Consider the following 22,777-nt stretch of genomic DNA (forward strand, 5'->3'; position numbering starts at 1 on the left):
CCATTTGTTTTATAATAAGTGTAATACAAAGCCTGGCGCATTCATACCTTCGCATTCGAAACGCTTCGAGAGATTCTAATTCATCCATTTTTCCTGAAGGAGGAATTTGCATGAAGAAAGTATTTTACACCTACGATATTCTCTTGACCACCGGTGAGTGGCTGAGAAATATCCGCATGGAAGGGGCGTTGGAAGACAATTTCCCAGGAGTGGCCGTCAGTTTTATCCAAGTAGAGACTGAACAGGAAAAACCCGTTGCCCTGAATATGTATCACATTGTAAAAGCCGAGTTAATACGGGTGGAAGAATTTTAAAAGCCGAAAAGCGCCATGCTATCGGGCATCGCGCTTTTCCTCTGTTCGGTCGAGTCCAATTTTTCTCACTGATAACAACAAGTTTTTCAAAGCAACGTCGGCGATGAAGTAATATATTGCATAATGCATATATCTATTTTCCACAAACTGGTGTATAATTATACTTAATTCATGCATCAGAAAGGGAGAGTACGTTATGCCGATTCCAGTAAACCACGCAAAACCTGTTCGGGTCACTGCGAAAGAAAGCGCATATCTTCAACTGCAGCAGTGGATCATCGATGGTACTTTGCAGCCTGAAGAAAAATTGACCGATACTGAACTTGCAACTGCCTTAAATTTAAGCCGAACACCGATAAGGGAAGCCCTTCAACTTTTAGAAGCACAAGGCTTCGTTGAAATGTTCCCAGGAAAAGCGACGCGCGTGACAAAAGTCGACAAAGAAGACATTAAAGAATTATTGCCGCCGCTTGCCGCATTGCAGGCCTTAGCAGCTGAACTCGCCATCCCGAATTTGGACGATGAGCTGATTGAGCTATTGGAAGATACAAACCGCCGCTTCGCAGAAGCAATTGAATCCGGCGACCATTCTTCATCGCTTCGAATTGACGAAGAGTTTCACCAATACATGGTTGATGCAGCGAATAACACGTACATCACAACCATTCTAAATCGCCTGCAAGCACATGTAAGACGCCAGTTTTTCCATCATTCCCTCGTATTGACGATGCATTCTCATGATGAGCATGTGCAGATCATTGAAGCATTGAAAGCCAAAGACGGCGAAAAAGCGGCTCAACTCATGAAGTCGAATTGGATCCGTACCACCGACGAATTGACCCATTGATATAAAAAAAGCTGCTTCAGAAGCGATTATGCTTCTGAAGCAGCTTTTTTCTTTTTATTTGTTGTAAGCTTCGCTCTGAACTCCTCGAACATTGACGCTTTTTTTGCTGCGGGCAATGATCCCGGTAATGGCAATGACGATGAGTGCCGGCAATAGCCAACCCAGCCCATCCGCATAGAGCGGCAGCGATGAAGCATAGAAATCGATGATGGCTTGCAGCCACCCCGGATTCGCCACTTCAAGTGAACTTGTCAAAGTCTTTAAGCCATCAATAATCGCGATGAAGAACGTGACCGTAATTGCTGAAACATAGACAAGGCGGTCGTGTTTGAACAGAGGCGACAAGAATGCCAAGATGATCAAAACAATCGCAAGCGGATATAAGAACATCAATACGGGAATCGAATACGTAATGATGTTTGCTAGTCCCGCATTCGTAACGACCAATGAGAAGACGGAAAAAATAACGACGTACGTTTTATAGCTGATCTTCGGCGTCAATTTATGGAAGTATTCCGCGTTGGCTACTGTCAAGCCGATAGCGGTTGTTAAACACGCCAGCGTAATGATAACGGCTAGCAATGATGCACCGAAGGTTCCGAAGTAATGGGCAGAAGCACCGCTTAGTACAGGGCCGCCTGTATCCATAAGGCCTAAAGTATTGGTGCTCGTTGCACCTAAATAGGCAATTCCCGTATAGACGATAGCTAGAAGAGCGGAAGCGACTGCACCACTTTTCAGAGTTGCTTTTAAAATACCTTTTGGCGAATTCACGCCAAGTTTGCGTACAGTGGCAATAACAATAATTCCGAACACCAAGGATGCCAAAGCGTCCATCGTATTATAGCCTTCTGTAAATCCTTTTAAAAACGCTCCGCTTGCATACGCTTCTTGCGGCGCTTCAGGAGACCCCATCGGACGCACGATAGACATGATCAAAAGAGCCGCCAATGTGATCAAGATTCCTGGAGATAAATATTTCCCGATGTTATCGACCATTTTCGATGGATTCAATGAAAGCCAAAGCGAAATGCCGAAAAAGATGACCGAAAAGACGATCAAGCCGATTGCCATATTGCCTTCTCCGATAAATGGTGCAATCCCTACTTCATACGAAACGGCTCCGGTTCTCGGCAAAGCGAAGAACGGTCCGATGGTCAGATACAATAATGCCGTGAAAACGAGCCCGAAAACAGGATGTACGCGGCTTGAAAGATCCTGCAAGTCGCTGCTTTTCGAATAACCGATTGCCAAAATCCCAAGAAGCGGCAGACCCACTCCTGTAATCAAGAACCCTGCAATGGCAATCCATACTTCTGATCCTGCATATTGGCCAAGCTGTGCTGGAAAGATTAGATTTCCTGCTCCAAAAAATAAAGCAAACAACATCATACCTACGATTGAATATTGGCCAAATGATAATTTACGGTCCATCCTTTTTCCTCCTTGATGACTGAAACGCCGGCCTAAAAGGCTGTATTTCAACATTTAATGATTTCAAAATAATACTTCGTGACTCCAAATACCGTATGCAATATATCGCTTAAAACAATAATACAATATTTAAGCCAAAATGCAAGGAATTTTATGAAGATTTTTTAAAAAATCTGTCAATTTAATATTTTCAGGTATTAAAGACTATTTTCTTAAAATAATGTCGGGTCAAAATAAAAACGGCTTCGCCAATTGCGAAGCCGTTTCGCTAACTTTCAGTAGCGAAGGGCCGCTACCGATTTGCTGATTGTGAGTTGTTCGATGTCATATCCTTTGCTTTTCAAATAATGCTCCATGCCTCTTTTGGCAATATCAATATTATTCTTAGGCCCAATGGTTATGTGGCTGAGGGGGAGCTGGCCGTTAAAATCCAGGGCAATGTATGGAATAATGACGCCATTTTGTGCTCTGAAACGCACGGCCGGCTGCAATTCACCGCTTTTATCCATCAAAGCGATTCGGTATTCTTCCTCACTTTTAAAAGCAGGATCTTTGAAAAAAATCGCGCAGCTAGAAATGATTGTAAAAAAATGCTCCGGCAGAGCCGCCTTAACTTTCTGGATATCGTGGTTCTTCGCCACTTTGAAAGTCCCTATCAGAAAATTCATCAACAGCAATTCCTGTTCCTTGCGGTCATACTCCACAAATCCATGAATTGCCCGGCGTCCTTCCTGCAAGCCCGTCAATTTCCCCAAAAGATCCTCTGCATAAAATCCCAGGTTATAGCCTTCGCCTTTTGCGTAGTTGTACCAAAGAGCTAAAGAGTCCTGCGTATGGGACATGGAAAAAATATAGACTTCAAATCCGCTTTCCTCGATTTGCTCCAAGAAATGTCCCATCGCCGCTTCCAATTCATCCACAAACAACTTCCACAATTCGGTTTCCTTTTGCCTCTGCATTTTGCCGATGACCGTTTTCAAGACATTCGCGAAATAAATCAATTCACTTGAATCATTAAGAAAGTTTCCTTTGCTCATCCACAAATTATTGGTTTCCATCATGCCCATCAAACTTTGGAGACTCGTGTAATGGTAGAGAGTCTGACCCGATTCATAAGTTTTCCGGAACTGCTTGTCGAGTTCGTTCTGGAATTGCCGTTCCAGTTCATCCTCCAATTTCAGCTGTGCGGCCATGACACCGCCCCTTTCCATGAACTTGATGGTCCCACTATTCCCGATTCCACTTGCTTGAAACGGCATTATGCAGATTAACTGAAATCATGAACTTGTAGGTCCGGCACTGTAAACTTCTTCGAACGGCTGAACGATCACAAAGCCCTCTCCTTTAAATTCCATTTGAATCGATTCTCCGCTTCCCCGGCCGATAAGAGTGCGGAAGCTGACATCCGTCCGAAATTCAGGCGTCAAATTCCCTGACCAGGCGACAGTGGCATTCGGATCCGTAATGACCGGCTCACCCGGACGGACAAGAAGCGTCAACGGTTCGTAATGGGAAGTAATTGCCACCCGACCTTTCCCACTTAACTGGACATTAAATAATCCGCCAGCCATCATGCCCGCAACTTTTCTCATGAGCTTGATCTCCCAATCGATGCTCGGTTCAAAAGCCAATAGATCATTTCCGTTGACAGTGATGGATTCGTTGTTTAATTCGAAAATGGTGACTTTCTTTCCTTGATCTGCAAGGTAGAGGCGGCCTTTCCCCGTCGCTTTCATCAACGAAGTGCCTTCGCCGGTCAATGCCTTTTTGAACATCTTGCTGACGCCATGCTCCAGCATGCGCTCCCGCTCGAATTTGATCTGGCCGGTATAGGAAATCATGGAGCCGGCTTTGGCCCATACCGTATCGGTCAAATTCACTTCCAAAATCCGCTCTGTCTCCAGCTCAAAATAATCATTTTCCTGTTCATCTTGCTGGGTCTTGCGAATAAATTCCTCAATCGTGTAGTTCTCCATCATCATTTCCCCCTTCAATTCACTTGTCTCCATTTACGGATTGGCGGCTTTTAAGTTTCAAATTATGTTCTGAAGAGCTTGCCAACCGAAAGACAGACCGAATCCGATGAGGGCGATTCCGGCAGCGATAGAAAAGATTTTCATGAACCTTCGGCCAACAAATTCCTTGCCGAAATGGACTGAAGACGCAATGATCAAATCCCAGATTGCGATGCCGACGAAAATGGCGCTGCTGTAGAAAAGAACGGCTCCTCCACTGTGATTTTGAAGCGTTGAGGACAAAACGGATCCGTATATGCCCACCCAGAAGAGAATGTTTAAGGGATTTGAAATCGCAATGGCGAAACCGGAGAAAAAACAGGACAGATACGAATCCTTCTGCTGTTTCTTTCCTTGATCCAAGCGGAGCGGCTGGTATGCTGCACGAATGCTGTCCGCCCCTAAATAGACCAGGACGATAAAGCCGATGCTCCACATGATGGTTTGTGCAGCAGCCGTCGTCAAAAAAGCAGCTATGCCAAAATAAATCAAAAGCATCAGCAGAATATCTGCTGCCATTCCGCCAACCCCTACAAACCAGGCAGATAGAAACCCTCCACGCATCCCTCTTTTCACCATCTCAATCGTAATTGCCCCGACCGGAATCGAAAGTGAGAATCCGAGAACTATAAATCCCAGCAAGTCTTTGGCCATCATCGAACCTCCACCGCTCTCTTGGCATTTTGTTCCCCTTTAACCCTTGCCGCCAAAATTAAACATCGCCTCGCTTCAAAGCGGCTGAAACTTCTTTCTTAAGGCGCAGCTTCTCACTTTTCGTTCGAAATGATGTAGAATAATTTACGATGAAGCTTAACCGCTCCATTTCGCAATTTAATTGGAAGGTGCAATCGCTTATGAAATTCCTTATTATTTTTATCCAATTTCTCGTCTTGTACGGGTTTTATCTGGCCGGCGAATGGATGAGCGAATTTTTAAATTTGCCGCTGCCTGGCAGCGTTATCGGCTTCTTGCTGTTGTTCGCCGCTTTAGCTTTGAAAATTTATCCGCTTCGCTGGATTGAATCAGGGGCCCAGTTCCTGCTCATGTTCTTGTCTCTGTATTTCATTCCCGCCACGGTCGGCGTCATGAACTACGGCGATGTCTTTACAGGAAAAGGCATTTGGCTCATTGCGATTGGCGTATTCAGTACGCTTTTGACCATGGCCGTCTCCGGCTATCTTAGCCAGCGGACCACACAGTCCCCTCGCGAAAGAGAGGTGGAGTGACGATGGCTATTTTTCTTTTGTCTATGCTGTTTGCGGGTTTGACCATTATTCTTTACCTCGTATTAAACAGTTTGTACGTCAAATACCGGTGGACGGTCCTGACGCCGGTGTTAACGACGACGGTGGCATTAATCGCCATTTTGCTTGTTTTCGACATCCCTTATGACCGCTACATGCTCGGCGGCCAGTGGATCGGCTCACTGCTTGGGCCCGCGGTTGTCGCTTTGGCGGTTCCGCTATACAAGCAGCGCGATTTGCTGCTGCAAAATCTACTGCCGATTGTCATCGGCGTTTCAGGCGGTACAGTCGTCGGCATGTTCAGCGGCATGCTGCTTGCCCGGGCTTTTCATTTTTCCGAAGAAGTGGTGCTGACCATCTTGCCAAAATCCATCACGACTCCTGTCGCCATGCAGTTGGCTGAAGGCTTTGGCGGCATTCCTTCGCTTGCAGCCGTGTTCGTTATGGTGGCCGGATTCACCGGCATCCTAGCCGGTCCTTGGCTGTTGAAAGTGCTGCGCATCGATTCGCCAATCGGGCGCGGCATCGGCCTCGGCTCCTCAGCGCACGGCCTTGGCACATCCAAAGCATTTGAATATGGACCAGACGAAGCTTCCATGAGCTCTGTTGCAATGACATTAAGCGCAGTGATTGGCTCGTTTCTCGGCCCCGCTATCGTTTGGCTGTTCTTTTAACGAAGAACAGCTTTTTGTTTTGGTGAATTTGTATTTGCGCGCGTTCGTTTCGAAATGCGCGCGTTCAGCGCCATTTGCGCGCGTTCATTTGAAAATGCGCGCGTTCACAAATATTTGCGCGCGCTCAAACAAAAATGCGTGCGTTCACAAAGATTCAACGCAAAAACAGACGGAAAATGAAATCATTCATTTTCCGTCTGTTGGTTTACAAGCCGATATCTCTTTTGTTATAGCCGACTACACCCCCAATCGCCAATAAAATCGCAATCCCGGCCAAAACAGCGGCCGCTCCGATGTCCATCTCTTCAATCGGCCACTGCGGAATATGGCCGAACGGCGAGACTTGGACGACCCATTCCGGAAATTGAAACAGGCTGCCCATATAAACCACCACAAACGAAAACGCCAAATAAAGCCAGACAAAACCGGTCAACGATTCGAACCACCCCATTAACAAGGCCGACAAGCCAATCATTGCCCAAATAGCAGGCAAATAGACGATGGCTGCATAATAGAAAGTGGAAAGCGGCAGTGTCTCGTCCATCAACGAATTGCCGACGATCCCCATTCCGAGACCCGCCATGGAAGTCATCACAATGCTGATAAGAAAAGCGAGCACCAAATAACTCCCCATCAAACGGGTTCTCGATACTGCTCTTCCGAGGATATGTTCGATACGCCCATTTTTTTCTTCACTCTTTAATTTCAAAAAGGCCAGGAGAGACGGAATGGCAACGATAATCGCGAGCACGGACATTAAAATCGGCAAAAATTGTTCCACTAGCGTAAAGCCTTCCTGGACGACCAGTAGCTCCTGCATCAAATCCACATCGGCGAAAAAAGCTTCCAAGTCGCCAAGCACCGAACCGTAGGAAGCGCCGAGGACGAACATCCCGATCGCCCAGGCAATGATGCCGGTGCGCTGCAAACGGAACGCCAAACTGAACGGACTCAATAATGCCGGAGATGCTTTGCTGCGTCCGGTCCGCGACGGCAAGAACCCTGAACCGAGATCACGGATCGAATTCAAGTAAAGGGCAAAGCCTGCAATCGCCAAAGCCACACCAATGGTCAATAAAACCGGCCACCAGTAGTTATTGACGTAAACTTCCGACCGGATCACCCAGCCGAGCGGCGAGAACCAGGACACGGCCTCATTGCCGACATCTCCGATTCCCCGAATCAAATAGGCAAGCACCAATACAGCTACCGACCAGCCAAGCGCTCCCCGCGAACTTTGCGACAGCTGGGCGAATACGGCTGTAATAGCGGCGAACACCAAACCTGTTGAGCCTAAAGCTGCCCCGTATAAAAGAGAGCCTTCCAAATCCATGCCTTCAATTCCGAGCGCATACAAACCGAAACCGATAGTTAAAGTGAGCAGGACATTGACTGCCAGCATGACCCATAAAGTCGACTGCAATCCGGACAACCGGCCAACCGGAAGCGAACGGATCATTTCTGTTCGCCCGTCTTCTTCCTCTGCACGGGTATTCCGCGTCACCAGCAACACGCTCATCAATCCGACAACGACGGCGGTCATCAAGAGCATTTGATGCGCCATCATGGCTCCGTTCGTGTAGTTCGCCAGACCGAATCCTGGTCCTACCATCGCGGTCATCGCCGGGTTCTTCATCGTTTCCGCGAGCGCTTGCCGTTCTGCCGCATTTTGATACAAGTCGGTAAAAGCGGCGGCGGTGGACAGTGTCATCAGCGCAAAGGCTAGGAGCCAAGCGGCAATCCGGATGCGATCGCGCCGCACGATTAACCGAATCAGCTCACCGGTTCCGTCAAAAAGGTGATTAGCCACGGTGTACCGCCTCCTCCGCTTTCCGGTCCACTTCACTGCTTTCTTCGTAATGGCGCATGAACAATTCTTCCAATGTTGGCGGAGCGCTTTCCATCCGGACGATGCCGAATTCGCTGACATAGCGGATCACACGATCCAATTCCTCCGCATCCACTTGGAAAGAAAGGGCATCCCCTTGTTCCTTGATGCCTCGAACTCCTTTGACTTCATGCAATAAAGGCATCGGCCGTTGTGTTTCGACAAGCATGACCGTCCCTGTCAAATGCCGGAGATCCTGCAAGCTGCCGGTTTCGATAATTTTCCCTTGCCGGATGATCGCCACTTTATCGCATAATTTTTCCACTTCCGATAAGATGTGGCTCGACAATAAAATACTTTTCCCTTGTACTTTCGCTTCCATGACACATTCTTGGAAGATGCGCTCCATCAACGGATCCAAGCCTGAAGTCGGTTCATCCAGAATATACAAATCTGCGTTTGACGAAAAAGCGGCAACCAGCGCGACTTTTTGCCGGTTCCCTTTCGAATAGGTCCGGCATTTTTTGGTCGGATCCAAATCGAATCGACGGATCAATTCGTCTCTTCTCCCCTTATCACCGTTTCCATTCAACTTCATGAACAGGTCGATTACTTCACCGCCCGTCAAATTTGGCCATAAGTTCACATCTCCCGGTACGTACGCCACCCTTTTATGAATGTTCACCGATTCTTTCCAAGCATCCATCCCAAAGATTTCCGCTTTGCCGGAACTCGCTTTTAAAATCCCTAACAGCACTCGGATTGTCGTCGATTTACCGGCGCCGTTCGGACCGATAAAGCCGTACACTTCACCTGCGCCTACCTCAATGTCTACGCCGTCTAGCGCTGCAAAATCACCGAATATTTTCGTCAGCCCGCTAGTTTTCAATACGCTCATCACTTTCACCCCTTACTTATAAAAGCTGCGTTTTAAAATATCCAGGTATTCATAAAACTCCTGCCAATACGGATCAAAATCGATCGCTGCCATCTTCTGCCCTTCCAGCTTTCGCAGCAGTTCATTTTGATAGCCCTCAATAGCCCAGCGGATTAAATTGAAGGTCTTTTCAACATCCATCTCTTGCTTGAACAATGATTTGTCAATGCCTTCATAGAGCAGTGCATAGCCCAAACGCTGCAATTCCTCGAATTGTTTTTGCAGATCTTCCGGCAGCTCCAGCTCCTTTTCGAGCATCACCATCCCGATAAAATTGAATACATGCCTGTTTTCCGTCTGCGCTTTCAACTTCACTTTCGACGCCTGTTTAAACCGTTCGATAAAATCCCTTTCTGACAGGTCTACTAAATTGAAATATTCTTTTACAACGAGATCAAAACTATAACTCACCAAATGATGGAACAATTCTTTCTTGCTATTAAAATAATAAAACAACATACCTTTTCCGATTCCAGCCTTTTTGACAATGCGATTAGTGGAAGCGGTATCGTATCCATATTCCGCAAACTCTTCCAATGCCGCTTCTAGAATGGCCTGTTGTTTCAACACATCTAAACTTTTGAATTTCTCCATATTTCGTTCCCCGCCCTCTTTAGACCACCTTGGTCGACTCTAGAATACACCTTTCGACCACTGTGGTCAATAGAATAAAAAGAATTTTGAAACAGGTTTGATTTGCGCAATTAAATGATATGTTTTGAATAGAGTATTTATAAAAGAAAGGGAGATTGAAATGAAGAGGTTATTCACGAACAAAGGGTTGGCATTGATAGCGGGAACGCTTTCCTTGTCATTATTGGCTGCTTGCGGCAACGAAGAAGAAATGGTTAAAGAAGAAGCGACAGCATGGGATGAAATTCAAGAAGAAGGTACGTTGAATGTGGCGACATCCGGCACCTTATTCCCCACTTCTTACCGCGAAGAAGGTACAGATAAATTGACCGGCTTCGAAGTGGAAGTTGTACGGGAACTGGGGGAACGCTTGGAACTTGAAATTGAATTCACCGAACTCGGGTTTGACGAAATGCTGACTTCCGTACAGACCGGGCAAGTGGATCTTGCTTCTAACGACATTGAGATTACGGAAGACCGTGAAGAGAAATTTACTTTCTCAACACCTTTTAAATATTCATACGGGACAGCCATTGTCCGTAAAGACGATTTGTCAGGCATCGAAACTTTGGAAGATTTAAAAGGCAAGAAAGCAGCCGGCGCCTCTACTTCCGTCTATATGGATACAGCACGTGAATACGGCGCTGAAGAAGTTGTCTACGACAACGCTACGAACGAAGTCTACCTTCGCGACGTGGCAATCGGTCGCACGGACGTCATTTTAAACGATTATTACCTGCAGACTTTGGCGATTGCAGCTTTCCCGGAACTGGAAATTACGATTCATCCGAACTTGAAATACAGCCCTTCTGATGTCGGCGTGGTAATGAACAAAGATCATCAGGAACTAGCTGAAAACATCAATGGCGCTATTGAAGAAATGCTTGAAGACGGCACAATCGCGGAAATTTCTGCTGAATTCTTCAACGGAGCAGATGTTACCCAGAAAGTTGAAATCGAGGAATAAAAGCAAAGAGGGACCGCGAGCAGCGGTTCCTCTTTTTCTTTTACGGCTAAATACTTTTTCGAAAAAACAGATTTTTCTATACAACGGAGCGTTTATGCTGAATTTTTTTAGGGAACATCCAAATAAATACATATGAGGTGGCTATCTCTAATTCATACATAAGAGAGGATGGTTCAATTGGCCAATTTTACTGCGTTGGATTATGGAATTTTAATTGCTTACTTGTTAGTTGTAGCGGTACTTGGTGTTTATGTAGGAAGAAATCAGCATTCAACCAAAGATTATTTTCTCGGCGGCCGGAAAATTCCTTGGTGGTCCATCGGCATATCAGTGATGGCTACCCAAGCCGGCGCCATAACGTTTATCGGAACTCCCGGCTGGGGTTACGAAGGCGGGTTGGAAAGAATCACCACATTCATTAATGTTCCGCTGGCAATGGCTTTCCTAATTGTCACGATTGTCCCTTTTTTCTACCGGACCAATGTCTACACTGCTTATGAATACCTCGAAAAACGATTTGATAAGAAAACCCGCCTCTTAACGGGGAGCTTATTTTTAATCTCCCGCGGCCTGGCGACAGGAATCACGCTTTTTGCCCCGGCTTTGGTCCTTTCCGTCATTACCGGTTGGAATATCAATTTCACCATTATCTTGATGGCTGTTCTATCGATTGCCTATACGGTTTTTGGTGGAATTTCAGCGGTTATTTGGACTGACGTCGCCCAGATGATTGTTTTATGGTTCGGGGCTATCATCAGTGCGATTGCCATCTACTTGCAAATTCCCGGCGGATGGAGTGAAATCCTGCAAGTTTCATCTGATGCCCAATTGCTCGATGCTTTTGATTTTTCATTTGATCTGAGTGTGGAATACAGCATCTGGGCCGGGATATTCGGCGGCTTTTTCCTTCATGCTGCTTACTTTGGCGTGGACCAAAGCCAGATTCAGCGCGTCTTGACTAGCAAATCCGTAAAAGAAAGCCAATATTCTTTGATTTTCACTGGTTTTTTACTGGTTCCTCAAATGCTATTATTCCTTTTCATCGGGGTCATGTTATATGCATTTTACAGCCATACCGGCGCTCCCCAATACGATGACATCAACGAACTATTTCCCCGGTTCATCGTCAATGAATTGCCTGCAGGCATTTCGGGCCTTATCATTGCCGGTGTATTTGCTGGTGCCATGTCGAGCCTTGACTCGGCTTTAAACTCACTGTCAGCCGTTTCAATCCAAGGCTTTTATAAAAAGTATATGAAGAAAAATGCTTCAGAAGCCCATTATTTGTCAGCTTCACGCTGGGCAACGATTCTTTGGGGAATTTATGCCATGGTCTTCGCTTTCTTCGCCGGAAATCTCGGACCGTTGATTGAAGTCATCAATAAGATCGGCTCTTATTTTTATGGTTCTTTGCTCGGCGTTTTCATCCTGGCTATTTTCACGAGAAGATCAAACGGCCTTGGCGCATTCACCGGTGTCATTGCTGGTATGATTTCCGTGCTCCTCGTCGACCGCCTGGCCGATATTTCTTATCTCTATAATAATTTGGTTGGGGCCGTCGTGGCGGTAGCGGTCGGCTATTTTGTCAGCTTCCTGTCCGGCAAACCTGATGCCGAACAATTGGACCAGTACACCTATATCTGGAACAAAGAAGAAGCGAAGAAAGTATTGGATAAGCGTTCAGCCGAAGCCATAGAAGTAATGGAACAAGACAGCAAAGGCATGAAGAAATGGCCATTTATTTTGATTGCCTATTTCTTCTTGCTGGTCGGCTTGCTCATTCTTCTGCAAATCGCTTATTGAAGGGGGAAATAATCATGGAGAAGTATTGCTTAAAACCGGAAGTGGCCCAAGCTGCAGCTGTCGAAACAATGCATGAACATATCGCAAATTGGATTTCGAAATGGTTTAATGGCAAAAAGAAATTAAGATCCATCGAAATGGTGTTTTTGCCGTATTATATTTTCCCCTATCAATTGCAGAGCCGTTCCATCAACGAAACAATCGACGGATTGATTGGCATCGAAACTTATGAAAGCCATTCTGTCATTCTTCCAGTAGAACAGAGACTGAATGAATTGAAAGCGGGGGTTCCGGTTCTGCCTATTGGAGAAGAAGCAAATCCGAAGCTTGCCTATGATGCGGTCTACAGTGAAGCTTTCATCAAGGAAAAGCGCCGAAGCAGCATTCGGCTGGAAGTCGGCAGCCCTTTTCTGCTCTATGTACCGTACTGGATTGGCTATTTAAAAGGAAAAGAAACGGATATGCTGGTGATCGACGGCTTGTCCGGTAAGATAGATATAAAATTAAAAGATTCCGTGATGAAAGCCTTTTTAAAAGAAGCTGAACTACAAAGCAAGCCCACCGGTGCCGAGACAGGAGCCATATGATTCGCCGCACTTAACCAGAAGGAGCTGCCGCATAAGTTAAGAATAACTTATGCGGCAGCTCCTTTGTTTTATTTCCATTTTTCGCCTTTAAGAGAAAAGCACGTTTCGATCAAAAACTCCGACGTTCCATCAAATTGATCCCGATCCCCATGCAGACAACGCCGAATAGCAAGAGAATCGACAACGGTTCACTCAGTTCTTGCCAAGTTCGGTTATAGATGGCGACGCCTTTCAGTGCATCTAATCCGTAAGTGATCGGCAGGATTTTGGAGATCGTCAATAAGATATTGTTGCTGACTAACTCAATCGGCCAAAACGCGCCGCCAATCATGGCCATGCCTGTTGCGATAATCGGAACGACCGCTTGAAGCTGCTGCGGCCGGCTGACAAGGCTCATCACCAGCATACTGAGTGCGACGATAGCAAACGTATAGCAAGCGATAATCAGCAAGATGGCACCGAAACGGTCACCCACATCAAATCCGAACGCATACTTGAACAAAATGAAAATCAAGGAAATCTGCACATACCCGATGGTAAAGCTATACGCCAGATGGCCAAGATAGATCTCCCATTTCCCGACTGGCGATAAGATCAAACGATTCCAGGTGCCCATTCTTTTTTCTTCTACAATTTTCATCAAACTAAACATGATGGTATAAACCGAGAAAAACAGCGTCATCCCAAACAGCAGCTGCAATTGGTTGTCGTACTGAAATTCCGCCTTGCCGTCCAAAGTGGAAGTCGTTACTTGGAGTGCGGGTTCTTCCAAACCAGCTGCCACTTCTGTCCGGATATCGCCTCCGGCTATTTGCTGTTCGATTTGCTGAAATCGTATTTCCTCGCGGTATTTCCGATCCAAAAATGCTTCCAGGACAAAGCGTCCCATATCGTCTGCCGCCAGCACAATCCGGTAATCGTCATCCATGAGTCGCAACGCAAGCGGGGTATCCCCTGCGGAAACCGCTTCACGCACCTCATTTTCATTCATCAATTCAAACTTAAACTCTTCCGATTCATTTAACGAAGCCACCCATTCTTCGGCCTCCGCTACAGGCAATGATTCATCAGCATAAGCAAGAATAGCCGGCCTTTCCGCCGGATTATTGCCGGCCAATGCTGCTACAAAGACAATGGTCATGACCAAGAATGACAAGACCATGACTGGGGCCCGGCGAAATCTTTGCCACTGCAATAGAAATACTGATTTCATGCTTACGCCTCCCCTTTTCTTGGAAATAACAGAAAGCTTAAAACGAACAGGATGACCGTTGCCAATAGAACCCGGCTAAGCGGTTCCCAAAGCAGGCCGATATCCAAGTTTTGCACCCACAACAGAAAAGCATTCAAAGAAGCACCATTTGGCGTCCAGCTGCCCAATTGCCGGATGAAAACAGGCAAGCCTTCAGTCGGTGTAAAGCTTCCGCCTAAAAAGGCGAAAATCGTGACAATGCCGCCTGAAAACACCGTAGCGATGGTGTCATTATTGAACCGCATCAGTAAAGCCGTTAGAAATGCCGCAATCGCTCCTACACATAGCGCCAAACAAAAAGCGATCAATAGCATGCCTGGCCAAAAGGACAGATCCGTCAAATCGAAGGCTTGAAAAATCAACGATGAAAAGAAGAACAAAATACACAACTGGAAAAAAGTGACCAATGTTGCCGAAATGGCTTTTCCTCCAAGATAAGCGAAGGGATGGCGGTCTGACAGCAAGATCCGATTAAAGACAAATTGCTGTTTTTCCACAAAAGCAATGCCGGCGATGGAACCGCCCACAAACAACGCAAACATGACCGCCATGCCGATCGTATAGTATTGGAAAGAACTGATCGGCGCGACAGCAGAGACGCTTTCCACCCCTCCGATTTCAGATTGGGTTTCACTAGCTGCACTCTCTCCGTTTGCTGCTTGCGTAATCGCACTTTCAAAATTCAGCGACCAAACAAATTCGTCCAAAATATTCTGGAACACTCCAGACTGCGTTTCTGCATAATCGGAAATCATCAATTGAAGCTCACTCCCGTTGCCTATGCCCAGCATCATTTTTTGCAAGGCATCGAACGTGAAGTTTTCAGGGAGTGTGAGAATGGCGACGATCTCCTCATCTTCGAGCGCACGTTTAGCGGCGGCCGAATCCATTTCCCTCGCCGTTACTAAACTGCTCAAACTTTCATCTTTCAAAACTTCCTGCAGCAGAGCCGAAGGGCTCATTTCTTCTGCTGCCGCTATCATGCCGTTTTGCGCTTCAGCTGGCAGTTCCGAAGTCTCCAATACCCCTTTAAAGCGGCTGAGCCCTTGCTGCTCGTCGTCTTCCTGGACAACCGCGACTTCCATCGACAGGACTTCCGAATTCCCACTAAGAAGCCCGCTTAATGCAAAGCCCAGAATCGCAATCAAAATGAACGGCATTGCCAAGAGAATGATCAGCTCAGTCCGGTCGCGAAATAAAACAAGCAGGTCTTTTTTCAAAAACGTAAACATGGGACCGCCTCCTCAATCTCTCAGTTTCCGGCCAGTCAAATGCAAAAACACATCTTCGAGGCTCGGGGTCTGGACGTTGACGTTGATGATTTGTGCTTGATGGTGCTCAGAAGCCTGAAATACTTCGCCTAATATCCGGCTCCCTTTCGGAATAATGAGCTTAATGCCTTTTTCAGTCTCCGCTGCCTGTTTGATTGTTTTAATCTTTTGCAGCTCTTTGAAAAATTCGGGATAGGGCCGGTCCAATTCAATCCATACCGTTTCTTCACTTGAAAGGATGCTTTTCAGCTCTTCTTTTGTCCCGCTCGCAATGATTTTCCCGTGGTCCATGATATAAACCCGATCGCACAACCGCTCCACTTCTTCCATGTAATGGCTCGTATAAAGGACGGTCAGCCCCTTTTCCTGATTGAGTTCCCGCACCATTTCTAAAATGTGGCTCCGGGATTGCGGATCGATTCCGACAGTCGGTTCGTCCATAATAATCACTTCAGGTTCATGCATCATCGCCGCAGCAATATTCACCCGGCGCTTCATCCCACCGGAATAGGTTTTAACAATTTCTTTTTGCCGCTCAACCAAGCCGACCAAATTCAAGGAACGTTGGATCGCATCTTCAAGGGCCTTTCCAGAAAGGCCGTAGATCCGCCCAAAGAACTTTAAATTTTCATACGCCGTCAATTCCCCGTAAAGAGCGATTTCCTGCGGCACCACCCCTAGCACCCGCCTCATCTCACTTGGATTCTTAATCACGCTTTTCCCGTTAAGCCGCACATCTCCAGACGTCGGTTTCAATAAAGTTGAAATCATGGAAATCGTCGTGGATTTTCCTGCGCCGTTCGGCCCGAGCAACCCGACCGATTCCCCTTTGTCTAAATACAAACTGGCCCCTTCCACGGCGGTCTTGCCTTTGAATACCTTTTTCAGTTCTTCGGTTTCGAGCAAAATCTCCCTCTCCTTTCGATCTTGTGAACTCAGTGTATGTAAAAAAAGACAGTGCGCCCACTGTCTTGCGTCATTACTTTTAGAAAATGCCATGACTTCCGTCATTTTTTGTTAAACAAGGCCATGGCGGATGGCGTAAATCGCAATCTGGGTGCGGTCGCGAAGTTCCAATTTGTCCAAAATCATACTGATATGGTTTTTAACCGTCCCAACGGATAAAGCCAGTTCATCGGAAATTTCCCGGTTGCTTCGCCCTTCACCAATTCGGCAAATGATATCGAGTTCCCTCGGCGTCAGCGACTCGAGCACCTTTTCTTGAACAGGCTGTTTAATCAATTTAGGCATAATATTGGCAGCCACTTGGTCCTCCAACACCAGACCGCCTTCTAAACAGCTTCGGATGGACCGGATCAACTCTGACGTATCGGCATCTTTTAACATATAACCACAAGCGCCGCTCTTCAGCGCCTCGAGCGCATATTCATCATCATTGAAAGTCGTTAAAATCAACACTTTGCATTTTGGCCAGCGCGAGAGGATGATGCGCGTCGCTTCAAGCCCATCCATCTCAGGCATCCGGATATCCATGATGATCAGATCAAACGCTTGGGTTTCACATAGCGCGACTGCCTGTTTTCCATTCACCGCTTCTCCAGTTACTTCAATGCCGGGGTCGGTTTCAATCATCATTTTCAACCCTTGCCGCACCATCGCCTGGTCCTCTGCTAGTAATATTCGGATCATTCCAATCCACTCTCCTCATCCGTTAATGGCAACGAACCGCTAACGACAAACAACCCGTTTTCCGGACCTGCCCTGAATTCACCACCGATTTGCTCGATTCTCTCCCGCATGGAAGACAAACCGAACCCTTCATGAAATGAAATCGTACTTGCTATTTTATTGGTGATTACGAAACGGAACACTTTTCCTGCAGGCGCTTCGAAGACAATATCCGCTTCCCGTGCGCCGCTGTGCCGCATGATATTCGTCAATGCTTCTTGCACGGCCCGGTAAACAATCACCATCTGGTCATTGCTGAGAGGCGCAGATAAAGCGCCATGCTTAACCGCAAATTGGATGCGAAGAAAGTTTTCAGCTTCCAGTTTGCGGATCAAACTGATGATTGCCGTTACGCTTCCCGGTTCATCGTGTTTCAAGGTTTTCACGGCGCTGCGTGTTTCTTCTAAGCTTTCTTTCGCTAAGCTCTTTAATTCTTCCAGCTGTCTTGCCGTTTCGCCTTCCGCTTGCAGCCGCGAGACTTCCAATTGCATCAAGAGCGCGGTCAGCTTATGGCCGACTGAGTCGTGGATATCGCGTGCAATTTGCGTCCGTTCTTCCTGCCTCGCTGCCTGTTCATTCGTCAAGAGCCGGCGCTTCATTTTCCGGTATTCACTCAACAGCGCTTCATTTCGTTCCTTCAGCCCTTCTTCTACTACATGGCTCTTCTTAAAGAACACTAGAGCCGCACATGCCATTAAACTGTAAAGGCCGATAAACAAAGGTGCTAGCCCTAAATTCCCGGCTAAACTATGCAGCAAAGCGCCTGCCACCAATATCAAAGCGATGGCTATAGCCAATTTTGCAGAAAGACGGTAGACCGCTTTCCCGGCAATTATAGTAAATACCAATAGCGGATATGGATTCAAGGCCCCTTCTTGCTGCGGCCAGAAAATGAGAATCGCCAATAGCGCCATCAATGCCAAATTCATAAATGCGAGCAATGGCGTTTTCCTTACTAAAGGCGCTAAGAAGAAAAAACCGAAAAACAAAGCACTTCCAAGGATGCGAAGCGGCAACTCACTCATATCAACCGATAACTGAACAATTCCCATCGTCCAGGAAATCCCTAACACCATTAACCAAAACCAATAGGACCGCATGTAGCATTTCGCCTCCAGCGCGTTAAATTTTTTACCGCTTTTAAATTTCATTCCTCCGAAAATCTCTAATCTACATACGAGAGCCGCCAAGCTTCCGTTTCAAGATTCCTTCGATTCTTACAATAAATATTCTTTAAATTCCAGCGCATCCTTTCACGTTCATCTATTAAGACTTATACTGGATAAAATAATTAAAATAATCTGATTAAGAGGTGGCAATATGGATTTTTCTTTTTCTCCACTTAGCGACCAAGCGATTGTCATTGAAGTCGGAAACGAAATTAATGAATCTGCACAAAAAGCCGTACGCACCATTTCGGCATTGCTTGAAGCTTCTCCTCCTTCCTGGCTTATTGAAACCATTCCAGCTTTTACAACAGTCACTGTTTTTTATGACCCGATAAAGGCTTTATATGGAACAGTTAAATTAGAACTTGAAGAGTTGTTCAGCCAAACTGGAGAAGAACTGGCTGTAACCCCGAGAACTGTTGAAATTCCGGTTTGCTATGGCGGTGAGTTCGGTCCTGACTTGGAATTTGTGGCTGAGCACAACGGACTCACCCAGCAGCAAGTCATCGATTTCCATACAGGCGGCGAGTATTCCGTCTACATGATCGGCTTTGCCCCGGGCTTTCCTTTTATCGGCGGCATGTCTGAGAAAATTGCGGCGCCGAGGCGGGATTCTCCGAGACTTCGGATTCCAGAACGCACCGTCGGCATTGCCGGCATGCAAACAGGAATTTATCCGATTGAAACTCCCGGCGGCTGGCAATTGATCGGTCGTACGCCGATGCGCCTTTTCCGTCCGGAAGAGGAAATTCCAAGTTTATTGCGCGCTGGCGATAAAATCGTTTTTACGCAAATTACAGAACAAGAATACGCTTCTTGGAAGGAGGATCGCCATGCTGAAAATCCTTAAAGGCGGGCTTCAAACCACTGTCCAAGATCTTGGCCGTTCCGGTTTTCAGAAATACGGCGTCATCGCGAGCGGTGCGATGGACCCTTTTGCCCATCGGATAGCGAATCTTCTTGTCGGCAATGCGGAACAAGAAGCCACACTCGAAATTGCTTTAGTAGGTCCGGCCATTGAATTTCAAGAACAAACTTTTATCGCCATATGCGGCGCTGACCTTTCGCCAGAAATCGACGGCAGCCCGGTCAAACTATGGCGCACTCTTTCAGTAAATAAAGGAAGCGTCCTGAAATTCGGCGCTCCCCGCTCTGGCTGCCGCACTTACTTGGCCATCGCTGGGGGAATTTCCCTAACCTCCGTCATGAACAGCAAATCGACTTATTTGCGGGCAGGAATCGGTGGATTTAAAGGGCGTGCCTTAGCCGCTGGCGATGAGCTGCAAATTGAAAAGCTAAGAGACGAGGCAACAGATGCGCTAGCCAAGGCTGCCCATCAAGAAGTGGAATGGCAAGTTCCTGCCTATCGCTACTCAACTGAGCCTGTTGTCCGTTTGATGCGCGGCCGCCAATTTCATTTATTCGACGACATGAGCCAGAAGCAGCTTTTTACCGAAGCTTTTTCCATCTCGACCGATTCGGACCGTATGGGCTACCGCTTGGAAGGTCCGCGCTTGTCATTGATTGAACCAAAGGAATTGATTTCGGAGGCTGTCGCTTTCGGATCCATCCAAGTACCGGCTGATGGCAATCCGATTATCCTGCTTGCAGACCGGCAGACGACAGGCGGCTATCCCAAAATCGGACAGATTGCTTCCGTCGACTTGCCGCTCGCCACTCAATTAAAGCCTGGTGACCGGATTCGCTTCAAAGAAATCACGCTCGAAGAAGCACAAAATCTTTTTCTTGAACAAGAACAGCAGATCCGCCAATTAAAGCTTGGCATCCAATTGAAAAGGGAGGAATGAACATGAGCTATAAAGTGGATTTAAACTGTGATATGGGAGAAAGCTTTGGCGCTTATCAAATGGGGAATGATGCGGAGATTTTAAATTTCGTGACTTCTGCCAACATAGCCTGCGGCTTTCATGCCGGTGATCCGGCAACGATGCGGAAAACGGTGAAGATGGCGTTGGATAAGAACGTCGGCATCGGCGCCCACCCCGGATTGCAAGACCTTGTCGGTTTCGGCCGCCGGAATATGGCGATTTCGCCGCAAGAAGCATACGACTTGACGGTTTATCAAATCGGCGCCTTATCCGGATTTGTCCAAGCCGAAGGCGGACGCTTGCAGCATGTGAAAGCGCATGGCGCCTTGTACAATATGGCGGCTAAAAATGCGGTGCTTTCTGAAGCGATTGCAGAAGCCGTCTATAAGATTGACCCTGAGCTGATCTTATTCGGCTTATCCGGCAGCGAATTGGTGAAAGCCGGTGAAAAAGTCGGCTTGCGGACAGCGAGCGAAGTCTTTTCAGACCGCACTTACCAACTCGATGGCAGTTTGACGCCGCGTACAGAAGCGAATGCGCTGATTACCGATACAGACTCGGCACTAGAACAAGTGATTCGCATGGTTAAAGAGAACAAGGTAAAGACGCTGCAAAATCAAGACGTCGAATTGAAGGCAGAAACCATTTGCATTCACGGTGACGGCGTGGCGGCGTTGGAATTTGCTGAGAGCTTGTCGAAGTCGCTGAGCCATGCAGGAATCACGATTCAAAAAGTGGAGGAATTCATTTAAAGGAGGAGGGATTGGATGAAAACATCAAACCGCAGTATTCTGCTAGGTGCCGCTTTTCTCATGGCCACTTCTGCCATCGGTCCTGGATTTTTAACACAGACTACCGTTTTTACAGAGCAATTGCTGGCCTCATTCGGTTTTGTCATTTTAATTTCCATCATCATCGATATCGGGGCACAGACGAATATTTGGCGGATTATTGCGGTTTCCGGCAAACGCGCACAAGATATTGCCAATGATGTGCTGCCGGGGCTCGGCTATTTCCTCGCCTTATTAGTGGTAATGGGCGGCCTGGCGTTTAATATCGGAAACGTCGGCGGTGCAGGGCTGGGGATGAATGTACTTTTCGGCATCGATCCGAAAACAGGCGCTATCGTGAGCGGCTTGCTCGCCGTAGGCATTTTCGTCGTAAAAGAAGCGGGCCAGGCGATGGACCGCTTTGCTCAAATCCTCGGTTTTGTGATGATTGCACTGACGCTTTACGTCATGTTCACCGCCCAGCCTCCTATTGGAGAAGCAGTGACCAAAACCTTTATTCCCGACAATATCGACATTTTTGCAATTGTCACACTTGTCGGCGGGACGGTCGGCGGCTATATCACTTTTGCCGGCGGGCACCGCTTGATCGATGCCGGATTGACTGGCAGAGCGGCTGTTCCGGAAGTGACCCGCAGTTCCATCTATGCCATCGGGATCGCTTCCATTATGCGCATCATTTTATTCTTAGCTGTACTTGGAGTCGTATCCCAAGGGCTTTCCCTGAATCCTGACAATCCCCCGGCTTCTGTATTCCAGTTGGCAGCCGGAAACGTCGGCTATAAGATTTTCGGAGTCGTGATGTGGGCAGCTGCTGTCACTTCAGTTGTCGGTGCCGCTTATACATCTGTTTCTTTTATCCGGACGTTCAGCCCGGTTTTGGAAAAATACAATCGGTTCCTGGTCATTTCCTTCATCGTTATTTCGACTTCCGTTTTCGTCTTCATTGGCCAGCCGGTTCTGATTCTCGTGCTTGTCGGTTCATTGAATGGCTTGATTTTGCCGATTGCACTCGGCGTAATGCTGATTGCTGCCCATAAAGCGAAAATTGTCGGAGACTATAAACATCCGCTTTGGATGACCATTTTCGGCATTATCATCGTTATTGCCATGGCTTGGATGGGCATCTACACCTTGTCGAACGGCATCCCTCAATTATTCAAATAAGCATAAAAGGCGCCCAGATGGAAATCCATCTGGGCGCCCTTTTTTACTTCCCCATCTTTTCATTGCCGTGCTTGAAATTCCCTGTCGCCTTTGCCAAAACCAACTGCACGTCTTTATCGGTTTCAGCTTGCTGAACCTTCCCGATCAATTTCTCCGCTTCTTTTCCTTTAGCAATTTTTATTTGCTTGCCTTCGTAAGAAATGAAAACGGTCTGATTTTTACTGATGCTATAAGTGAATGGATTTTCTTCTAAGCGGTTCCGCTTATCACTATTCATCGCACACCTCTTTCATCGAAAGCTTATTTCCCAGGAAATGAATTTCAGCGTC

Annotated in this window: 24 protein-coding genes; 11 read left to right on the top strand and 13 right to left on the bottom strand. The window is 47.0% G+C overall.

The window, feature by feature from the left end; genetic code table 11:
- Positions 1–110 precede the first annotated feature (110 nt).
- Entirely contained in the window at positions 111–314 is a 204-nt protein-coding gene (locus tag BN1080_RS15925) for a hypothetical protein (RefSeq protein ID WP_052653741.1), read from the top strand.
- Between the two features lie 196 nt (positions 315–510).
- A complete protein-coding gene (locus tag BN1080_RS15930) occupies positions 511–1,161 on the top strand; it encodes a GntR family transcriptional regulator (RefSeq protein ID WP_052653744.1) in 651 nt (216 codons plus the stop codon).
- Between the two features lie 54 nt (positions 1,162–1,215).
- Here BN1080_RS15930 and brnQ read toward each other — a convergent pair whose 3' ends face one another.
- The 4 genes from brnQ to BN1080_RS15950 form a co-directional block, all read right to left on the bottom strand.
- The gene (gene brnQ / locus BN1080_RS15935; protein ID WP_052653747.1) at positions 1,216–2,595 is read right to left on the bottom strand and encodes a branched-chain amino acid transport system II carrier protein; all 1,380 of its coding nucleotides are present in this window, start codon (positions 2,593–2,595) and stop codon (positions 1,216–1,218) included.
- 275 nt (positions 2,596–2,870) lie between these two features.
- A complete protein-coding gene (locus BN1080_RS15940; RefSeq protein WP_052653750.1) occupies positions 2,871–3,788 on the bottom strand; it encodes a DUF2971 domain-containing protein in 918 nt (305 codons plus the stop codon).
- Positions 3,789–3,872: 84 nt separating this feature from the next.
- Entirely contained in the window at positions 3,873–4,571 is a 699-nt protein-coding gene (locus BN1080_RS15945) for an AIM24 family protein (RefSeq protein ID WP_052653753.1), read from the bottom strand.
- Between the two features lie 57 nt (positions 4,572–4,628).
- Positions 4,629–5,264, bottom strand: coding sequence for a LysE family translocator (locus tag BN1080_RS15950; RefSeq protein ID WP_052653756.1), 636 nt, complete (start codon positions 5,262–5,264; stop codon positions 4,629–4,631).
- Positions 5,265–5,464: 200 nt separating this feature from the next.
- Between BN1080_RS15950 and BN1080_RS15955 the strand changes: the two genes are divergently transcribed.
- Both BN1080_RS15955 and BN1080_RS15960 read left to right on the top strand, forming a co-directional pair.
- Positions 5,465–5,836 carry a CidA/LrgA family protein gene (locus BN1080_RS15955; protein WP_052654694.1) on the top strand — a complete coding sequence of 124 codons (372 nt, stop codon included), beginning with the start codon at positions 5,465–5,467 and terminating at the stop codon, positions 5,834–5,836.
- Between the two features lie 2 nt (positions 5,837–5,838).
- Positions 5,839–6,528 (top strand): LrgB family protein, encoded by a 690-nt coding sequence (locus tag BN1080_RS15960; RefSeq protein WP_052653759.1) that lies wholly within the window; start codon positions 5,839–5,841, stop codon positions 6,526–6,528.
- A 205-nt stretch (positions 6,529–6,733) separates the two neighbouring features.
- Here the strand turns inward: BN1080_RS15960 and BN1080_RS15965 are convergent, their stop codons facing one another.
- The 3 genes from BN1080_RS15965 to BN1080_RS15975 are packed head-to-tail and all read right to left on the bottom strand — an operon-like array spanning position 6,734 to position 9,887.
- Positions 6,734–8,338: an ABC transporter permease gene (locus BN1080_RS15965; RefSeq protein ID WP_052653762.1), complete on the bottom strand. Its 1,605-nt coding sequence runs from the start codon at positions 8,336–8,338 to the stop codon at positions 6,734–6,736.
- Positions 8,331–9,254, bottom strand: coding sequence for an ABC transporter ATP-binding protein (locus BN1080_RS15970; protein WP_052653765.1), 924 nt, complete (start codon positions 9,252–9,254; stop codon positions 8,331–8,333). The genes BN1080_RS15965 and BN1080_RS15970 overlap by 8 nt, the downstream gene beginning before the upstream one ends.
- A gap of 12 nt (positions 9,255–9,266) precedes the next feature.
- Positions 9,267–9,887 (bottom strand): TetR/AcrR family transcriptional regulator, encoded by a 621-nt coding sequence (locus tag BN1080_RS15975; RefSeq protein WP_052653768.1) that lies wholly within the window; start codon positions 9,885–9,887, stop codon positions 9,267–9,269.
- Between the two features lie 160 nt (positions 9,888–10,047).
- Here BN1080_RS15975 and BN1080_RS15980 point away from each other — a divergent pair, with 160 nt between their 5' ends.
- The 3 genes from BN1080_RS15980 to BN1080_RS15990 all read left to right on the top strand — a co-directional run bounded on the left by BN1080_RS15980 (position 10,048) and on the right by BN1080_RS15990 (position 13,283).
- Positions 10,048–10,893, top strand: a complete 846-nt coding sequence (locus BN1080_RS15980) for a transporter substrate-binding domain-containing protein (RefSeq protein ID WP_052653771.1) — start codon at positions 10,048–10,050, stop codon at positions 10,891–10,893.
- Positions 10,894–11,070: 177 nt separating this feature from the next.
- Positions 11,071–12,696, top strand: a complete 1,626-nt coding sequence (locus tag BN1080_RS15985) for a sodium:solute symporter family protein (protein ID WP_052654697.1) — start codon at positions 11,071–11,073, stop codon at positions 12,694–12,696.
- A 14-nt stretch (positions 12,697–12,710) separates the two neighbouring features.
- Positions 12,711–13,283 carry a hypothetical protein gene (locus BN1080_RS15990; protein ID WP_052653774.1) on the top strand — a complete coding sequence of 191 codons (573 nt, stop codon included), beginning with the start codon at positions 12,711–12,713 and terminating at the stop codon, positions 13,281–13,283.
- Between the two features lie 109 nt (positions 13,284–13,392).
- Here the strand turns inward: BN1080_RS15990 and BN1080_RS15995 are convergent, their stop codons facing one another.
- The 5 genes from BN1080_RS15995 to BN1080_RS16015 all read right to left on the bottom strand — a co-directional run bounded on the left by BN1080_RS15995 (position 13,393) and on the right by BN1080_RS16015 (position 18,595).
- Positions 13,393–14,496, bottom strand: a complete 1,104-nt coding sequence (locus BN1080_RS15995) for an ABC transporter permease (protein WP_052653777.1) — start codon at positions 14,494–14,496, stop codon at positions 13,393–13,395.
- A 2-nt stretch (positions 14,497–14,498) separates the two neighbouring features.
- Complete coding sequence (locus tag BN1080_RS16000; protein ID WP_052653780.1) at positions 14,499–15,767, bottom strand: ABC transporter permease; 1,269 nt, start codon at positions 15,765–15,767, stop codon at positions 14,499–14,501.
- Between the two features lie 12 nt (positions 15,768–15,779).
- Complete coding sequence (locus tag BN1080_RS16005; RefSeq protein WP_052653783.1) at positions 15,780–16,712, bottom strand: ABC transporter ATP-binding protein; 933 nt, start codon at positions 16,710–16,712, stop codon at positions 15,780–15,782.
- A 111-nt stretch (positions 16,713–16,823) separates the two neighbouring features.
- Positions 16,824–17,456 (bottom strand): response regulator transcription factor, encoded by a 633-nt coding sequence (locus BN1080_RS16010; protein WP_052653786.1) that lies wholly within the window; start codon positions 17,454–17,456, stop codon positions 16,824–16,826.
- Positions 17,453–18,595 carry a sensor histidine kinase gene (locus tag BN1080_RS16015; RefSeq protein WP_052654699.1) on the bottom strand — a complete coding sequence of 381 codons (1,143 nt, stop codon included), beginning with the start codon at positions 18,593–18,595 and terminating at the stop codon, positions 17,453–17,455. Before BN1080_RS16015 ends, BN1080_RS16010 begins: the two co-directional genes overlap by 4 nt.
- 220 nt (positions 18,596–18,815) lie before the next feature.
- Between BN1080_RS16015 and pxpB the strand changes: the two genes are divergently transcribed.
- The 4 genes from pxpB to BN1080_RS16035 are packed head-to-tail and all read left to right on the top strand — an operon-like array spanning position 18,816 to position 22,448.
- Positions 18,816–19,514 (top strand): 5-oxoprolinase subunit PxpB, encoded by a 699-nt coding sequence (gene pxpB, locus BN1080_RS16020; RefSeq protein WP_052653789.1) that lies wholly within the window; start codon positions 18,816–18,818, stop codon positions 19,512–19,514.
- A complete protein-coding gene (locus BN1080_RS16025; protein ID WP_052653792.1) occupies positions 19,498–20,472 on the top strand; it encodes a 5-oxoprolinase subunit C family protein in 975 nt (324 codons plus the stop codon). The genes pxpB and BN1080_RS16025 overlap by 17 nt, the downstream gene beginning before the upstream one ends.
- 2 nt (positions 20,473–20,474) lie before the next feature.
- Positions 20,475–21,245 carry a LamB/YcsF family protein gene (locus BN1080_RS16030; RefSeq protein ID WP_052653795.1) on the top strand — a complete coding sequence of 257 codons (771 nt, stop codon included), beginning with the start codon at positions 20,475–20,477 and terminating at the stop codon, positions 21,243–21,245.
- A gap of 15 nt (positions 21,246–21,260) precedes the next feature.
- Positions 21,261–22,448, top strand: a complete 1,188-nt coding sequence (locus tag BN1080_RS16035) for an NRAMP family divalent metal transporter (protein ID WP_052653798.1) — start codon at positions 21,261–21,263, stop codon at positions 22,446–22,448.
- A 43-nt stretch (positions 22,449–22,491) separates the two neighbouring features.
- On the opposite strand, the gene BN1080_RS16040 is transcribed toward BN1080_RS16035, so the two are convergent.
- Positions 22,492–22,725: a hypothetical protein gene (locus BN1080_RS16040; protein WP_052653801.1), complete on the bottom strand. Its 234-nt coding sequence runs from the start codon at positions 22,723–22,725 to the stop codon at positions 22,492–22,494.
- Between the last annotated feature and the right edge of the window lie 52 nt (positions 22,726–22,777).

Origin of the sequence: Planococcus massiliensis (assembly GCF_000821325.1) — a bacterium.
GTDB classification, from domain to species: Bacteria; Bacillota; Bacilli; order Bacillales_A; family Planococcaceae; genus Planococcus; species Planococcus ruber.

Coding starts and splice junctions, on each gene's coding strand:
- BN1080_RS15925 (WP_052653741.1), top strand. CDS start 111: ATGAAGAAAGTATTTTACACCTACGATATTCTCTTGACCACCGGTGAG.
- BN1080_RS15930 (WP_052653744.1), top strand. CDS start 511: ATGCCGATTCCAGTAAACCACGCAAAACCTGTTCGGGTCACTGCGAAA.
- brnQ (WP_052653747.1), bottom strand. CDS start 2,595: ATGGACCGTAAATTATCATTTGGCCAATATTCAATCGTAGGTATGATG.
- BN1080_RS15940 (WP_052653750.1), bottom strand. CDS start 3,788: ATGGCCGCACAGCTGAAATTGGAGGATGAACTGGAACGGCAATTCCAG.
- BN1080_RS15945 (WP_052653753.1), bottom strand. CDS start 4,571: ATGGAGAACTACACGATTGAGGAATTTATTCGCAAGACCCAGCAAGAT.
- BN1080_RS15950 (WP_052653756.1), bottom strand. CDS start 5,264: ATGGCCAAAGACTTGCTGGGATTTATAGTTCTCGGATTCTCACTTTCG.
- BN1080_RS15955 (WP_052654694.1), top strand. CDS start 5,465: ATGAAATTCCTTATTATTTTTATCCAATTTCTCGTCTTGTACGGGTTT.
- BN1080_RS15960 (WP_052653759.1), top strand. CDS start 5,839: ATGGCTATTTTTCTTTTGTCTATGCTGTTTGCGGGTTTGACCATTATT.
- BN1080_RS15970 (WP_052653765.1), bottom strand. CDS start 9,254: ATGAGCGTATTGAAAACTAGCGGGCTGACGAAAATATTCGGTGATTTT.
- BN1080_RS15975 (WP_052653768.1), bottom strand. CDS start 9,887: ATGGAGAAATTCAAAAGTTTAGATGTGTTGAAACAACAGGCCATTCTA.
- BN1080_RS15980 (WP_052653771.1), top strand. CDS start 10,048: ATGAAGAGGTTATTCACGAACAAAGGGTTGGCATTGATAGCGGGAACG.
- BN1080_RS15990 (WP_052653774.1), top strand. CDS start 12,711: ATGGAGAAGTATTGCTTAAAACCGGAAGTGGCCCAAGCTGCAGCTGTC.
- BN1080_RS15995 (WP_052653777.1), bottom strand. CDS start 14,496: ATGAAATCAGTATTTCTATTGCAGTGGCAAAGATTTCGCCGGGCCCCA.
- BN1080_RS16000 (WP_052653780.1), bottom strand. CDS start 15,767: ATGTTTACGTTTTTGAAAAAAGACCTGCTTGTTTTATTTCGCGACCGG.
- BN1080_RS16010 (WP_052653786.1), bottom strand. CDS start 17,456: ATGATCCGAATATTACTAGCAGAGGACCAGGCGATGGTGCGGCAAGGG.
- BN1080_RS16015 (WP_052654699.1), bottom strand. CDS start 18,595: ATGCGGTCCTATTGGTTTTGGTTAATGGTGTTAGGGATTTCCTGGACG.
- pxpB (WP_052653789.1), top strand. CDS start 18,816: ATGGATTTTTCTTTTTCTCCACTTAGCGACCAAGCGATTGTCATTGAA.
- BN1080_RS16025 (WP_052653792.1), top strand. CDS start 19,498: ATGCTGAAAATCCTTAAAGGCGGGCTTCAAACCACTGTCCAAGATCTT.
- BN1080_RS16030 (WP_052653795.1), top strand. CDS start 20,475: ATGAGCTATAAAGTGGATTTAAACTGTGATATGGGAGAAAGCTTTGGC.
- BN1080_RS16035 (WP_052653798.1), top strand. CDS start 21,261: ATGAAAACATCAAACCGCAGTATTCTGCTAGGTGCCGCTTTTCTCATG.
- BN1080_RS16040 (WP_052653801.1), bottom strand. CDS start 22,725: ATGAATAGTGATAAGCGGAACCGCTTAGAAGAAAATCCATTCACTTAT.